Raw genomic sequence first — 14,735 nt, forward strand, 5'->3', positions numbered from 1 at the left:
CGCTCCAGCCGTTGGAACGGCGACATTACTGCAATCGGGCGGAGCTACAAAGCAGCAGCGCCCGGAACTTGTGACGGTTCCGGGCGCTGCTGGTGTGATGATAGGCTTGGAAGAGAGGCTTGGAATTCTCCGACCCGGCTAGATCTGCCGCTCGACCAGCTTCAGCTTCAGCTCAGCGATCGCCTCGGCCGGGTTCAGCCCCTTCGGGCAGGCCTTGGCGCAGTTCATGATGGTGTGGCAGCGATACAGCCGGAACGGATCCTCGAGATTGTCGAGCCGTTCGCCGGTGGCCTCGTCGCGGCTGTCCTTGACCCAGCGGTTGGCCTGCAGCAGCGCGGCCGGCCCGAGATAGCGCTCGCTGTTCCACCAGTAGCTCGGGCACGAGGTCGAGCAGCAGGCGCACAGGATGCACTCGTAGAGGCCGTCGAGCTTCTCGCGATCCTCATGGCTCTGCCGCCATTCCTTCTGCGGCGTCGCCGAGGTCGTCTTCAGCCACGGCTCGATCGAGGCATATTGCGCGTAGAAATTGGTGAGGTCGGGAACGAGATCCTTCACCACCGGCTGGTGCGGCAGCGGGTTGACCTTGACCGCGCCGTCCTTCACGTCGTGCATCGACTTGGTGCAGGCCAGCGTGTTCTGGCCGTCGATGTTCATCGCGCAGGAGCCGCACACGCCCTCGCGGCAGGAGCGGCGGAAGGTCAGCGACGGATCGATGTGGTTCTTGATCCAGATCAGGCCGTCGAGGACCATCGGACCGCAATCGTTGACGTCGACATAATAGGTGTCGACGCTCGGATTCTTGCCGTCGTCCGGATTCCAGCGATAGACCTTGAACTCGCGAACCTCGGCGGCGCTCGACGGCTTGGGCCAGGTCTTGCCGCCGGTGATCTGCGAATTCTTCGGAAGTGCGAACTCAGCCATTTCAGAGGGCCTTCTCAGTTGTCACGGACCGGGCTTAGTACACGCGCGCGATCAATAGACGCGGGCTTTGGGCGGGATGTACTGCACGTCGTTGGTCATGGTGTAGTTGTGCACCGGACGGAAATCGATCGTGGTCTTGCCGTCCTTGTTGTCGATCCACGCCAGCGTGTGCTTCATCCAGGTCTTGTCGTCGCGATCGGGGAAATCCTCGCGGGCGTGGGCGCCGCGGCTCTCGGTGCGGTTCCCCGCCGAGTCCATCGTCACCACCGCCTGCGCGATCAGGTTGTCGAACTCCAGCGTCTCGATCAGATCCGAATTCCACACCAGCGAGCGGTCGGACACGGCGATGTCGCCGATGCCGCCATGGACCTTGTGGATCAGGTTGTGGCCTTCCTGCAGTACATCGCCGGTGCGGAACACGGCGCAGTTGGTCTGCATCACGTGCTGCATGCTCTCGCGCAGCTTCGCGGTCGGCGTGCCGCCGGAGGAGTAGCGGTAGCGATCGAGCCGGCCGAGCGCGAGGTCCGCCGAATCCTTCGGCAGGTCGGGCTGCTTGCCGTTGGGCGTCAGCTTCTCGGCCAGCCGCAGCGCGGCCGCACGGCCGAACACCACGAGGTCGATCAGCGAGTTCGAGCCGAGACGGTTGGCGCCGTGCACCGACACGCAGGCCGCCTCGCCCACCGCCATCAGGCCGGGCACGATGGCGTTGTCGTCGCCGTCCTTCTTGGTCAGCACCTCGGCGTGATAGTTGGTCGGGATGCCGCCCATGTTGTAGTGCACCGTAGGCACGATCGGGATCGGCTCGCGGGTCACGTCGACATTGGCGAAGATCTTGGCCGATTCGGAGATGCCGGGCAGCCGCTCGGCCAGCACCTTCGGATCGAGATGGTCGAGATGCAGGAAGATGTGGTCCTTCTTCTTGCCGACGCCGCGGCCCTCGCGGATCTCGATGGTCATCGCCCGCGACACGACGTCACGCGAGGCGAGGTCCTTGGCGGAGGGCGCGTAGCGCTCCATGAAGCGCTCGCCCTCGGCGTTGACGAGATAGCCGCCCTCGCCGCGCGCACCCTCGGTGACCAGACAGCCCGAGCCGTAGATGCCGGTCGGGTGGAACTGCACGAACTCCATGTCCTGCAGCGGCAGGCCGGCGCGCAGCGCCATGCCGCCGCCGTCGCCGGTGCAGGTATGCGCCGAGGTGCAGGAGGCGTAGGCGCGGCCGTAGCCGCCGGTCGCCAGGATCGTGGTCTGGGCGCGGAAGCGGTGCAAGGTGCCGTCATCGAGCTTCAGCGCAATGACGCCGCGGCAGACGCCCTGGTCGTCCATGATCAGGTCGATGGCGAAGAATTCGATGAAGAACTCCGCGGCGTGTCGCAGCGACTGGCCATACATGGTGTGCAGCATGGCATGGCCGGTGCGGTCGGCGGCGGCGCAGGTGCGCTGCGCCTGGCCCTTGCCGTAGTCCAGCGTCATGCCGCCGAACGGCCGCTGGTAGATCTTGCCATCCTCGGTGCGCGAGAACGGCACGCCCCAATGCTCGAGCTCGTAGACCGCCTCGGGCGCGTTGCGCACCATGTATTCGATCGCGTCCTGGTCGCCGAGCCAGTCCGACCCCTTGACGGTGTCGTACATGTGCCAGCGCCAGTCGTCCTGATGCATGTTGCCGAGCGAGGCGGAGATGCCGCCTTGCGCCGCTACCGTGTGCGAGCGGGTCGGGAACACCTTGGTGATGCATGCGGTGCGCAGGCCCGCTTCGCTGCAGCCGACGACGGCGCGCAGGCCGGCGCCGCCGGCGCCGACGACGACGACGTCATAGGTGTGATCCTCGATCGGATAGGCTTTTCCGTTCGTCGCGGGCGCGCCGTTCGCGCTGCCATTTGCGCCGGCCATGGCTAGACTCCAGAAGACAGTTTGATGAGGGCGTAGATCGAGGCGAGCGCCACGGTCACGGCGAAGAAGTTGTTGGCCATGATCGAGATCAGCTTCAGCGGCTCGCTGTGGACGTAGTCCTCGATCACGACCTGCATGCCGATCTTCATGTGCCAGCAGCTCGCGATCACGAACAGCAGCATGATCAAGGCGATCGGCAGCGAGCCCAGGATCTGCGCCGCGCCGGCCTGGTTGCGGCCGAGCAGCATGATCACGACGACGACGACGGGGACGATGAGAAGGGTCATCGCCACGGCCGTCAGGCGTTGCCGCCAGAAATCTCCGGTGCCCGAATGCGCCGCACCGAGATTGCGGACCCGTCCGAGTGGGGTGCGCATCGATTTTGCGCGTACGTTGCTCATCGGCCGCCTCCCACTGCGTAGGCCACGATCCACACCAGAACGGTCAGGAAGATGCCGCCGATCAGTGCACCCCAGGTCAGCGCCTCGCGCTCGTTGGGCTTGAAGCCGTAGCCGAGATCCCAGACGAAGTGGCGGATGCCGGACAGCAGATGGTGCAGAAGCGCCCAGGTGTAGCCGAAGATGATCAGGCGGCCGAGGAAGCTGCCCATGAAGCCCTGGACGTAGGAGTAGGCGCTGGGACCGGATGCGGCGGCGATCAGCCACCAGGCCAGCAGCAGCGTCCCGAAATATAGTGCAACACCGGTGGCGCGATGGACGATCGACAAGATCATCGTCAGCGTCCAGCGGTAGGTTTGCAGATGCGGCGAAAGCGGTCGTTCGATCCTGGCTGTCATTGGTTGCTTTGATGATTTCTTGTGGGCCGTGAACGGAAGGGGCTTGCGGCCGTGTGGATCGGCAAGGCGGCTTTTATTTACGGAGAAGGAACAGGCGTTGCAACGGCCAAATGGCTCAAAACCGAACAGCGATTCACTGCTACAGGCCCGCGGAAAAAGGATCAAACGCGAGCGTGGTATACCAGGGCTCGCTCACACGAGAATATAGCGAATTTCGATTCATCTCTACTCCTCCGCACGGGTCGTGACGGCAGGTCCTGAGCATTGAATAACGCCGATCGGAGAGCATTGATTCACCGCTTAACTACGGATCCCGGTTCGCTGGTTTCGCGGGCGAATGGCCCCGCCAGTCTGATCTTTCTGCAAACCTGACCGGAAGGATTCGCGGGGCAAACGCCCGCCACCGAGTGACCCGGCCGGTGGCACATCGCGGCGGATGCGGAGCGTCCATCGACTTCGGAGCGTCCGCACCGCGTGGCTTCGGTCGATTTTGCCGCATGTCAGCAAGCGACGAAGCGGCCTAGTCTCGAGGCGTTGTAACGCACGACGCGGTGCAGGGGGCTCCGATGCCGCTTCCAACGGTCACGCCAACAACCAGTGAACGACCGGCGGCGCTGCCGGTGCGAAGATCGTCCGCGCATGAGCCGGCCGAAGAGCCGCTGACCTGCATCCTCGGCTTCTCCGCCGCCGGCCTGTTCGCGGCGTGCCTGGCGCTCGCGATCCAGCACGAGATCGCCTGGCTCGCCGTGCTCGAATTCGTGCTGATCTGCGCCGCGCCGCCGCTGGCCGCGCTCGCAGGGCTGGCGATCGGACGCCGGCGTTGAGCCGGCGCCGCGCCGTCGGTCACTTCGAATAGATGTCCTTGTACTGATCACGCAGCACGTTCTTCTGCACCTTGCTCATCGCGTTGCGCGGCAGTTCGTCGACGACGAACACGCGCTTGGGCATCTTGAACTTGGCCAGCCGGCCGTCGAGGTTCTTCAGGACGCCCGCCTCGGTGACATCGGCGCCGGGATGACGCACCACGACGGCGGTGACGCCCTCGCCGAAATCGGGATGCGGCACGCCGATGACGGCGGATTCCACCACGCCCGCCATCGCGTCGATCTCGCTCTCGATCTCCTTCGGATAGACGTTGAAGCCGCCGGAGATCACGAGATCCTTGCCGCGCCCGACGATGTGGACATAGCCCTGGGTGTCGATCTTGCCGAGGTCGCCGGTGATGAAGTAGCCGTCGTCGCGGAATTCGGACCTGGTCTTCTCGGGCATGCGCCAATAGCCCTTGAACACGTTCGGGCCCTTGACCTCGATCATGCCGATCTCGTCGCGCGCGAGCTCCTTGGCGGTCTCGGGATCGGTGACGCGCACGGCGACGCCGGGCAGCGGGAAGCCGACCGCGCCGGGCACGCGCTCGCCGTCGTAGGGGTTCGACGTGTTCATGTTGGTCTCGGTCATGCCGTAGCGCTCGAGCACCGCATGACCGGTGCGTGCGAACCATTCGCGATGCGTATCCGCGAGCAGCGGCGCCGAGCCCGAGATGAACAGCCGCATGTGGCTGGTCGTTTCCTTGCTCAACCGCGGATTCTGCAGCAGCCGCGTGTAGAAGGTCGGCACGCCCATCAGCACGGTGGCGCGCGCCATCAGGGTGATGATCAGGTCGGGATCGAGCTTGGGCAGGAAGATCATCGACGCACGCGCAAACAGCGTGACGTTGCTGGCCACGAACAGGCCGTGGGTGTGATAGATCGGCAGCGCGTGGATCAGCACGTCGTCCTTGGTGAAGCGCCAGTAGTCGATCAGGGTCAGCGAGTTCGAGGCGAGGTTGTCGTGGGACAGCATCGCGCCCTTCGAACGTCCCGTGGTGCCGGACGTGTAGAGGATCGCAGCGAGGTCATCGGCGCCACGCGGCACGGTGGTGAACGCCGTGGCGGCCTTGTCGGCGGCCTCCGTCAGCGAACCCTTGCCGGTGGCATCAAGCGTTTCCACCTTGGCGCCGACCTTGGCCGCGAGCGCACCGATGCCCTCGGCCCTGGTGGGATCGCACACCACCACCGTCGGCTCGGCGTCGCCGATGAAGTAGTCGAGCTCGTTGAGCGTATAGGCGGTGTTGAGCGGCAAATAGACGCCGCCGGCGCGCACGGTTGCGAGATAGAGCACGAGGCCCGCCACCGACTTCTCGGTCTGCGCCGCGACGCGGTCGCCCGGCCTGACGCCACGCGCAACCAGCACGTTCGCCATCTGGCCCGCGCGCGCGATCAGGTCGGCATAGGAGATGCGCTGACCGTCATGGGTTTCGATCGCAAGGCGGCCGGGATCGTCAAGGCGATCGAACAGGCGGGAGAACAGATTGGCGTCGGCGGCTTGGTTCATGCAACATTCCCCTGGAGCAGGCACCGCGCCGGCAACGGCATCGCCGGACATCATGCTCGACGACAACCAAAAGGGCCGGAACGGCGGACAGCACCGGTGACGTCGCAGTCGCCTGGGTTGCCGTCTCTGATCGAGGCTGCATTAGCAAGAACGCCCTTTCGAAGGCAACGGGAGACGCCAAGATATGACCAAGGGGAAACGGATCGCGTGGATCACGGGCGGCGGCACCGGCATCGGCGAGGCTGGCGCGCTGGCGCTCGCGGCCGAGGGCTGGACGATCGTGGTATCCGGCCGGCGCAAGGCCGCGCTCGAGGCCGTGGTGGCCCGGATCACCGCCGGCGGCGGCACCGCCGAGGCCGTCCCGCTCGACGTGGCCAAGGCTGCCGACGTACAGGCCGCGGCCGACGCCATCCTGGCGCGGCATGGCCGCATCGACCTGCTGGTGAACTCGGCCGGCGTGAACGTCCCGAAACGCCGTTGGGACGACATGACCCTGGAAGGCTGGACCCAGCTGGTCGAGATCAACCTCAACGGCGTGCTCTATTGCATGAAGGCGGTGCTGCCGGCGATGCGCGCGCAGCAGGACGGCGCCATCATCAACGTCTCGTCCTGGGCCGGGCGGCACGTCTCGAAGATGCCCGGGCCGGCCTACACCACGACCAAGCACGCCGTGCTGGCGCTGACCCACTCGTTCAACATGGAGGAATGCGTCAATGGCCTGCGCGCCTGCTGCCTGATGCCGGGCGAGGTGGCGACGCCGATCCTCGCGCAGCGGCCGGTGGTGCCCAGCGCCGAGGAGCAGGCAAGGATGCTGCAGCCCGACGATCTCGGCCGCACCATCGCCTTCGTCGCCAGCCTGCCACCGCGCGTCTGCGTCAACGAGATCCTGATCAGCCCGACCTGGAACCGCGGCTTCATCCAGACCCCCTCCGCCCGGGATTGAGGGGGGGCGGATCGTCGACTGCCCGACGGGCGACGCACCTCACCGCATTCCGTGCGATTGCGCCGAGCAGCCGGCATCAATCCGCAAATCATCGCGCGAAATGCCCTGCGCAGGAAAACTGATTTCATTCGTCCTTCCAGACTGATCACGCCCGTGAGCCTCCACGCGCCAAAATTCCTCTTTCGTTTTTACAGAATTTGTGCTCTCTCATGCCATCCCGCCTCGTGCGAGGGGCGTATCGCGATCGTCACGGACGTTGAGCGCGGGATGCGATGGCCTGTCAGGATCGCAGCGTGCGTCTCGCGCGCGGACGAACGGTCCGGACAGGACGGCGAAATCGTAAGGTCCCGGCATCCCGATGCTGATGCCAAGCCGTGCGGCGGATGAACCGCGCGACGACGGTGGCCAACAAGCCCGGCGCACCGAGGAGAGGACGTATAAGCCGTAACACCATCGCGCAGGGAGGGCCGGGTCGTTCCGGCTGAACCTGTGGTTCCTGCCGCCTGCATTTTGTTCGCAGGCGGGCCACGGGTGCCAGTCGGCACCCGGCCTTCCCTGCGCCCTTGCCTCAGATGAGGGCGAACGATTTGCATCACTCGGGCGCGAGGGCGTCGCGAGAATGAGTGCGCATGAGGCGCGGTCGGTGGCCTGCCAAAGATGGCGAATCGGGCGAAGCTGCTTCCTCATATGAAGCTGCTTCCTCATATTCCTCATATTCAGTGTCGTCCCGGCCAAGCCCTGGCGTCGCGCAGCGAGGCCAGGGTGCAGAGCCGGGATCCATATCCACAGGCGGGCGTGTTGCGAAGATTTGCCATGACCATCGCGCCACGAACATCAGCCTGAGGCTATGGGTCCCGGGTCGGCGCCTCTGACAGCGCTGACGCGCCGTCAGAGGCTTGCCCGGGACGACAGCGAATATGCGGAAGTCGTGTGATCGCCTCACTTCCAAGTGGCAAACACCATCCGGAACTGCCGCTCGGCGCCACGAACAACTGCCCCCAACCGCAAGAACGCTCTAGGCAACCGAACGCGCGGCCGCACCTGTCAACACCCGTCCACACCCCGGATATGACCTGCGGCCGATCGCTCCCTATATAGACGCCCTGAGCTCACCGCGAATCGCAGGCCATGCGCGTCTTCACCGTTCCCATCTCGGCACCGTTCCTGCGCAGCGTGATCGCGGCGCTGATCGACGGCCGGCTGGTCGAGGGCTTCGAGGCACGCAGCGATCCGGCCAGGCTCGCGACCGCGACGCTGTACCTGCCGACGCGGCGCTCCCTGCGCGTGGCGCGCGAGATGTTCCTGGAGGAGCTGAAGACCGACGCCGCCGTGCTGCCGCGCCTCGTCGCGCTTGGCGACATCGACGAGGACGAGCTCGCCTTCGCCGAGGACAGCGAATCATTCCAGGGCACGGCGCCGCTCGAGATGCCGGAGCGGCTCGACGAGCTGCAGCGCCGGCTCACTTTGGCGCGGCTGGTTGCGGCCTGGGCCAAGACGCCGGTGTCGGCGCCGCTGGTCGTCGGCGGTCCCGCCTCGACGCTCGCATTGGCCGGCGACCTGGCGCGGCTGATCGACGACATGGTGACGCGCGGCGTGTCATGGGACGCGCTCGACGATCTCGTGCCGGATCAGCTCGACCGCTACTGGCAGCATTCGCTCGAATTCCTGCGCATCGCCCGCACCGCGTGGCCGGCCTATCTCGCGGAGATCGAGCGCATCGAGCCGGCGGCCCGGCGCGACATCCTGATCGCCGCGGAGGCCGCGCGCCTCTCGACGCATCCGGAAGGACCCGTGATCGCCGCAGGCTCCACCGGCTCGATGCCCGCGACCGCAAAATTCCTGCTGGCGGTGGCGAAGCTGCCGCATGGCGCCGTGGTGCTGCCCGGGCTCGACACCGATCTCGACGAGCCGGCCTGGGCCTCGATCGGCGGCGCGAAAGATCGCAGCGGCCGGGTCCTGACACTGCCCGCGGTCAACCATCCGCAATATGCGATGCATCTGCTCCTCAAGCGCTTCGGCCTCGAGCGGCGCGACGTGGTGAGGCTGGCGGCGACGATGCGCGGCGGCCGCGAGGTCCTGATCTCCGAAGCGATGCGGCCGTCGGAGGCCACTGCGGTCTGGCACGAGCGACTGCGCCAGTTCGACATCGCCGCCAACATCGCCGAAGCGATGGACAATCTCGCCGTGGTCGCGGCGCCCAATCCCGAGATGGAGGCGCTGGCGATCGCGATCGCCATGCGCGAGGCGCGCCATCTCGGCAAATCGGCGGCGCTCGTGACGCCGGACCGCGCGCTGGCGCGGCGGGTGATGGCGGCGCTGACGCGCTGGCATCTGACCTTCGACGATTCCGGCGGCGATGCGCTGCTGGAGACGCCGGCCGGGATCTTCGCGCGCCTCGCGGCGGAAGCCGCGGCCCGCGGCCTGGAACCGCCGACGTTGCTGGCGCTGCTCAAGCATCCGCTGTGCCGGCTGGGCCGCGCAGCCGGCGGCTGGAAGACCGCGATCGAGACGCTGGAGCTCGCCATGCTCCGCGGCACGCGGCCGCAAGCAGGAACGGCCGGGCTCGCGCGCGACTTCGCGCGCTTCCGCAACGAGCACACCAAGCTACATCAAGGCGAGGCATCATCGCTGCACAAGGCCGAGGCGCGCGCGCGTCTCGGCGGCGAGCAGCTCGACCGCGCCGGCGCGCTGATCGCGCAATTGCAAACGGCGCTGGCGCCGCTCGAAAACCTTGCCACCCCGCGCCCGCAGGATTTCGCCGAGCTGGCGGCGCGGCATCGCGAGGTGCTGATCGCGCTGTCGACCGACGATGTCGGTCTCAGCACGGCGTTTGCCGAGCGCGACGGCGCGGCGCTGTCGCGCTGCTTCGATGACCTCCTGGCACCGGGCGAGCGCTGCGGCCTGATGCTGCCGCTGTCGGATTATCCCGACGTGTTCCACACCGCGTTCTCCGACCGCGCGGTGCGCCGGCCCGAGCGGCACGGTGCGCAGCTGCAGATCTACGGCCCGCTGGAAGCGCGCCTGATGCAGGCCGACCGCATCATCATCGGCGGTCTGATCGAGGGCGTGTGGCCGCCGGCGCCGCGCATCGATCCCTGGCTCAGCCGCCCGATGCGGCACCAGCTCGGCCTCGATCTGCCCGAGCGCCGCATCGGCCTGTCGGCGCACGACTTCGCGCAATTGCTCGGCGCCCCCGAAGTGATCCTCACTCATGCCGCCAAGGCCGGCGGCGCGCCGGCCGTGGCCTCGCGCTTCCTGCACCGGCTCCAGGCTGTCGCCGGCACCGAGCGCTGGAAGGCGGCGGCCGCGCGCGGCGATACCTATGTCCGTTATGCCGAGGTGCTCGACCAGCCTGCAACCGTAAAGCCGATCGACCAGCCCGCGCCGAAGCCGCCGCTATCAGCGCGGCCCCTGCGGATGTCGGTCACCGCCATCGAAGACTGGCTGCGCGATCCCTATACGATCTTCGCCCGCTACATCCTGCGCCTCGAGGCGCTCGATCCTGTCGACATGCCGCTGTCGGCGGCCGATCGCGGCTCGGCCATCCACGAGGCGATCGGCGAGTTCACGCAAACCTATGCCGATGCACTGCCGCTGCATCCGGCGCATGCGCTGCGCGTCATCGGTGAGAAGCATTTCGCGCCGCTGATGGAGCGCCCGGAGGCACGCGCACTGTGGTGGCCGCGCTTCCAGCGCATCGCCGGCTGGTTCGCGGCGTGGGAGAGCGCGCGGCGCGAGCACATCGGCGCCATCACCGCCGAAATCCGCGGCGAGATCGGCATTCCCCTCGACCAGGGCCGCACCTTCACGCTGTCGGCGCGCGCCGACCGCATCGAGCAGCGCGCCGAGGGCACCTACGGCATCCTCGACTACAAGACCGGGCAGCCGCCTACGGCCAAGCAGGTGCGGATGGGGCTGTCGCCGCAGCTCACCTTGGAAGCGGCGATCCTGCGCGAGGGCGGCTTCGACGGCATTCCGGCCGGCAGCCTGATCAGCCAGCTCGTCTATGTCAGGCTGTCCGGCAACAATCCGCCGGGCGAAGAGCGCATTCTGGAATTGAAGATCAACAAGAGCGATACGCCGCAGCATCCGGACCAGGCCGCGCAGGAGGCACGCAACAAGCTCGAAGCGCTGATCCGCAGCTTCGAGGACGTCAATCAAGGCTACACCTCCCTGAACCTGTCGATGTGGGCCAATCGCTACGGCAGCTATGACGATCTCGCCCGCATCAAGGAATGGTCGGCGGCCGGCGGCCTGGGAATCGAGGAATGGTGAAGGCGCCCCGCCCCATTCCGCAGGCCGTCAGCGACGCGCAGACCCGCGCCTCGAACCCGGCTGCCTCCGCCTTCGTGTCGGCCAATGCCGGCTCGGGCAAGACGCATGTGCTGGTGCAGCGCGTGATCCGGCTGCTGCTCGACGGCGTGCCGCCGGAGAAGATCCTCTGCATCACCTTCACCAAGGCCGCGGCCGCCAACATGGCCGAGCGCGTGTTCTCGACGCTCGGCCATTGGGTGACGCTCGACGACGACGCGCTCGACGCCGCGATCAGGTCTACCGGCATTGTCAGCTCCGACAAGAAGCTGCGGGCGGCGGCGCGAAAACTGTTCGCCAGCGCGCTGGAGACGCCGGGCGGGCTGAAGGTGCAGACCATCCACGCGCTGTGCACCCGGCTGCTGCAGCAGTTTCCGTTCGAGGCCAACGTGCCGGCGCGGTTCTCGGTGCTCGACGACCGCGACCAGACCGAGATGATGGAGCGTGCCAATCTCAAGGTGCTGCTCGATGCGGCGCGCGCCCCCGACAGCGCCGTCGGCCGCGCGCTGCAGGTGGCGATGGCCAATGCGGCGGACTCGACCTTCAAGGACGTCGTGCGCGAGGCCTGTCTGAGCCGCGATCACTTCATGGCCTGGACCGATGGCGCCGGGCGTGTCGAGGTCGCCGCGCAGCACCTCAGACAGGTGCTCGGCATCGGCGCCGACGAGACGCTGGAGGCGATCGAGCGCGACATCGTCGATGGGCCCAATCTGCCGCATGCTGATTGGACCGATATCGCCGCCCGGCTCGACGGCGGCGCCAAGACCGACCAGAAGCAGGCGGAGCAGTTGCGCGCGGCGCTGGCGTTCTCAGGCACAGATCAGGTCGACGAATATCTCCGGCTGTTCCTGACCGACGACAAACAGCCGCGCAAATCGCTGCTGACCAAGAAATTCGCCGACGCCAATCCGGGGCTCGCCGGTCTGTTCGATTCCGAGGCGTCCCGGCTCGACCGCCTGATCGAGAAGCGCCGCGCCGCTGTCGTGCGCGACCGCACCGAGGCGCTGTTGCAGATCGCGACTGCCGCGGCCGCCAACTATCGCCGCGAGAAGGAAGAGCGCGGGCTGCTCGACTACGACGACCTGATCGATAAGACGCTCGCGATGCTCAACCGGGTCTCGGCGGGCTGGGTGCACTACAAGCTCGACCGCGGCGTCGATCACGTGCTGATCGACGAGGCGCAGGACACGAGCCCCAGGCAATGGGACATCGTCGCCCACATCATCGAGGAGTTCACCGCCGGCGCCGGTGCGCGCGACGGGCTGACGCGCACCATCTTCGCGGTCGGCGACGAGAAGCAGTCGATCTTCTCGTTCCAGGGCGCCGATCCGCACGAGTTCGATGCGCGGCGGCGCCAGTTGCAGAAGCGCTTCACCGACGCCGGCCTGCTGTTCGACCCGGTGTCCTTCACCTATTCGTTTCGCTCCGGCCCGACGGTGCTGCACGCGGTTGATCACGTGTTCCGCGAGCGTGACGTTTACAGCAGCATCCACTCGCCCGACATCGGCTACCCCATCCACAACGCTCTGACCGATGCCGGGCCGAGCCTGGTCGAGCTGTGGAGTCTCAGCGAGCGCGACGACCGCAAGGAGATCGAAGGTTGGCGCGCGCCGTTCGACGGCGTCTCCGTGACCAGCCCCGAGGTCAAGCTCTCGCGGCGCATCCAGGCCGAGATCAAGCGGCTGATCCTGACTGGCACGATGACCGGTCATGACGGCGCGCGGCGGCGGCTGAGCTATGGCGACATGCTGATTCTGGTGCGCCGGCGCGGCAATGCGTTCGACGCCGTGATCCAGGCGCTGAAACATGCCGGCATTCCCGTGGCGGGCGCCGACCGGCTGAAGCTGACCGAGCACATCGCGATCATCGACCTGATGAACCTCGCCGATGCGCTGCTGCTGCCGCAAGACGACCTCGCACTGGCGACGGCGCTGAAGAGCCCGCTGTTCGGCCTCGACGATGATGATCTGTTCAAGCTGGCCTGGCAGCGCCGCGGCAGCTTGCGCGAGTCGCTCGCTGCACATGCGGTGAGCGACGAGCGGCTGCAGGCGGTGCTGCGCCGGCTGCAGCAGTGCGAGCGGCGCGCCGCCGAGGACACGCCGTTCGCCTTCTACGCCTGGCTGCTCGGCGGCGATGGCGGCCGCCGCCGCATTCTGGCGCGGCTCGGCCACGAGGCCAATGACGCGCTCGACGAATTTCTCGAGCTGGCGCTGTCCTATGAGCGCAAGGCGCCGGCCTCGCTGCAGGGATTTGTCGCGTGGCTGCGCGCTGCCGACACCGAGGTGAAGCGCGACATGGAGATCTCGCGCGACGAGATCAGGGTCATGACCGTGCACGGCGCCAAGGGTCTCGAAGCCTCGGTGGTGTTCCTGGTCGACACGACGTCGTCGCCGGCGGATTCGCAGCGGCTGCGGCTGATCCACGTGCCGCATGGCGAGAACGAGATCGTGGTCTGGGCCGGCCGCAAGGCGGACGATCCGCAAGCGGTCACCGCGGCGCGTGTGGCGATGCTGAAGGAGACCGAGGACGAATATCGCCGGCTGCTCTACGTCGCGATGACGCGCGCCGCCGACCGGCTCGTCATCGGCGGCTGCATGCCGGGCAACATGACCAACGTCCGCGGTGGCAGCTGGTATGACCTGATAGCGCGCGGGCTCGATGCGGCCGGCCTGGAGGTCGAGGTGATCGAGACCAAGGACGGGCCGGTGAAGCGCTATGCGAGGCCTGAGGACATCGCGGAGACCGCTGGTGGCGAGGCACGCCGCATGGTGGAGACGGCGGTCGCGCTGCCGGCCTGGCTGCGCACGCCGGCGACGGACGCGCCCGGTGAGGTCGCCGTGCTCAGGCCGTCCGATCCGTCCGGCGACGAGCGGCCGGTGCGCACGGGCGAATCGCTCGCCGCGCGCAGTCTCGCGATGCAGCGCGGCACCTTGGTGCATCGGTTGCTGCAGTCGCTGCCGGAGGTGCTGCCGGAGCGGCGCCGCGACGCCGCGTTGCGATACCTGCTGCGCAATGCCGCCGTCTGGCCGGAAGAGGAACGCGAACGGCTCGCCGGGCGCGTGCTCACCGTGATCGATGATCCCCGCTTTGCCGCGGTGTTCGCACGCGGCAGCCGCGCGGAGGTGTCGATCGTCGGCCGCCTCGCTTTGGCCGGCCAGCCGCCGGCGCTGGTGTCCGGGCAGATCGACCGCCTGGTGGTGACCGAGGCCGAGGTGCTGATCGTCGACTTCAAGACCAACCAGCAGCCGCCCACGGAGCTGGCCGAGGTGCCGCCGGCCTATGTCCGCCAGCTCGCGCTGTACCGTGCCGTGCTCGGCCGATTGTACCCCGGACGGGCCATCCGGGCCGCCCTGCTCTGGACCGAAGCCCCTGAATTCATGGAGCTTCCAGTCTCCGCGCTGGACGCCATGCTGCCATCTTATCCCGTCTGAGTGAGCGCGCTTGACCCGGCATCACGCCATTCATACTTTGACACCCACGCAGAGGCGGCGCGACATTCGCGCCGCT

At 67.3% G+C, this 14,735-nt stretch carries 9 protein-coding genes; 4 read left to right on the plus strand and 5 right to left on the minus strand.

Annotated elements, in window-relative coordinates; all coding sequences use genetic code 11:
• Nucleotides 1-138: 138 nt before the first annotated feature.
• Genes LQG66_RS22520 through sdhC form a run of 4 tightly spaced genes read right to left on the minus strand, consistent with a single transcriptional unit; the run spans nt 139 to nt 3,604 of the window.
• A complete protein-coding gene (locus tag LQG66_RS22520; protein WP_231317865.1) occupies nt 139-921 on the minus strand; it encodes a succinate dehydrogenase iron-sulfur subunit in 783 nt (260 codons plus the stop codon).
• Between the two features lie 51 nt (nt 922-972).
• Complete coding sequence (gene sdhA, locus LQG66_RS22525; protein WP_231317866.1) at nt 973-2,808, minus strand: succinate dehydrogenase flavoprotein subunit; 1,836 nt, start codon at nt 2,806-2,808, stop codon at nt 973-975.
• A 2-nt stretch (nt 2,809-2,810) separates the two neighbouring features.
• Nucleotides 2,811-3,185 (minus strand): succinate dehydrogenase, hydrophobic membrane anchor protein, encoded by a 375-nt coding sequence (gene sdhD / locus LQG66_RS22530; protein ID WP_231327896.1) that lies wholly within the window; start codon nt 3,183-3,185, stop codon nt 2,811-2,813.
• Nucleotides 3,186-3,205: 20 nt separating this feature from the next.
• Nucleotides 3,206-3,604 (minus strand): succinate dehydrogenase, cytochrome b556 subunit, encoded by a 399-nt coding sequence (gene sdhC / locus LQG66_RS22535; protein WP_231317867.1) that lies wholly within the window; start codon nt 3,602-3,604, stop codon nt 3,206-3,208.
• Nucleotides 3,605-4,170: 566 nt separating this feature from the next.
• On the opposite strand from sdhC, the gene LQG66_RS22540 reads away from it, so the two are divergent.
• Nucleotides 4,171-4,428 (plus strand): hypothetical protein, encoded by a 258-nt coding sequence (locus tag LQG66_RS22540; RefSeq protein ID WP_231317868.1) that lies wholly within the window; start codon nt 4,171-4,173, stop codon nt 4,426-4,428.
• 19 nt (nt 4,429-4,447) lie between these two features.
• Here the strand turns inward: LQG66_RS22540 and LQG66_RS22545 are convergent, their stop codons facing one another.
• Nucleotides 4,448-5,974, minus strand: coding sequence for a malonate--CoA ligase (locus tag LQG66_RS22545; protein ID WP_231317869.1), 1,527 nt, complete (start codon nt 5,972-5,974; stop codon nt 4,448-4,450).
• Nucleotides 5,975-6,158: 184 nt separating this feature from the next.
• Between LQG66_RS22545 and LQG66_RS22550 the strand changes: the two genes are divergently transcribed.
• From LQG66_RS22550 to addA, 3 genes are all read left to right on the plus strand, one after another.
• Nucleotides 6,159-6,917, plus strand: coding sequence for an SDR family oxidoreductase (locus LQG66_RS22550; RefSeq protein ID WP_231317870.1), 759 nt, complete (start codon nt 6,159-6,161; stop codon nt 6,915-6,917).
• 1,128 nt (nt 6,918-8,045) lie between these two features.
• A complete protein-coding gene (gene addB, locus LQG66_RS22555; protein ID WP_231317871.1) occupies nt 8,046-11,192 on the plus strand; it encodes a double-strand break repair protein AddB in 3,147 nt (1,048 codons plus the stop codon).
• Nucleotides 11,186-14,659, plus strand: a complete 3,474-nt coding sequence (gene addA, locus LQG66_RS22560; RefSeq protein ID WP_231317872.1) for a double-strand break repair helicase AddA — start codon at nt 11,186-11,188, stop codon at nt 14,657-14,659. Before addB ends, addA begins: the two co-directional genes overlap by 7 nt.
• Nucleotides 14,660-14,735 lie beyond the last annotated feature (76 nt).

This window comes from Bradyrhizobium ontarionense (assembly GCF_021088345.1).
In the GTDB taxonomy this organism is placed as follows: Bacteria; Pseudomonadota; Alphaproteobacteria; order Rhizobiales; family Xanthobacteraceae; genus Bradyrhizobium; species Bradyrhizobium ontarionense.

Bases quoted from the DNA above. Each gene is read 5' to 3' on its own strand.
- sdhD (WP_231327896.1), bottom strand. From the start codon at position 3,185: ATGCGCACCCCACTCGGACGGGTCCGCAATCTCGGTGCGGCGCATTCG.
- LQG66_RS22550 (WP_231317870.1), top strand. From the start codon at position 6,159: ATGACCAAGGGGAAACGGATCGCGTGGATCACGGGCGGCGGCACCGGC.
- LQG66_RS22540 (WP_231317868.1), top strand. From the start codon at position 4,171: ATGCCGCTTCCAACGGTCACGCCAACAACCAGTGAACGACCGGCGGCG.
- sdhC (WP_231317867.1), bottom strand. From the start codon at position 3,604: ATGACAGCCAGGATCGAACGACCGCTTTCGCCGCATCTGCAAACCTAC.
- LQG66_RS22545 (WP_231317869.1), bottom strand. From the start codon at position 5,974: ATGAACCAAGCCGCCGACGCCAATCTGTTCTCCCGCCTGTTCGATCGC.
- sdhA (WP_231317866.1), bottom strand. From the start codon at position 2,808: ATGGCCGGCGCAAATGGCAGCGCGAACGGCGCGCCCGCGACGAACGGA.
- LQG66_RS22520 (WP_231317865.1), bottom strand. From the start codon at position 921: ATGGCTGAGTTCGCACTTCCGAAGAATTCGCAGATCACCGGCGGCAAG.
- addA (WP_231317872.1), top strand. From the start codon at position 11,186: ATGGTGAAGGCGCCCCGCCCCATTCCGCAGGCCGTCAGCGACGCGCAG.
- addB (WP_231317871.1), top strand. From the start codon at position 8,046: ATGCGCGTCTTCACCGTTCCCATCTCGGCACCGTTCCTGCGCAGCGTG.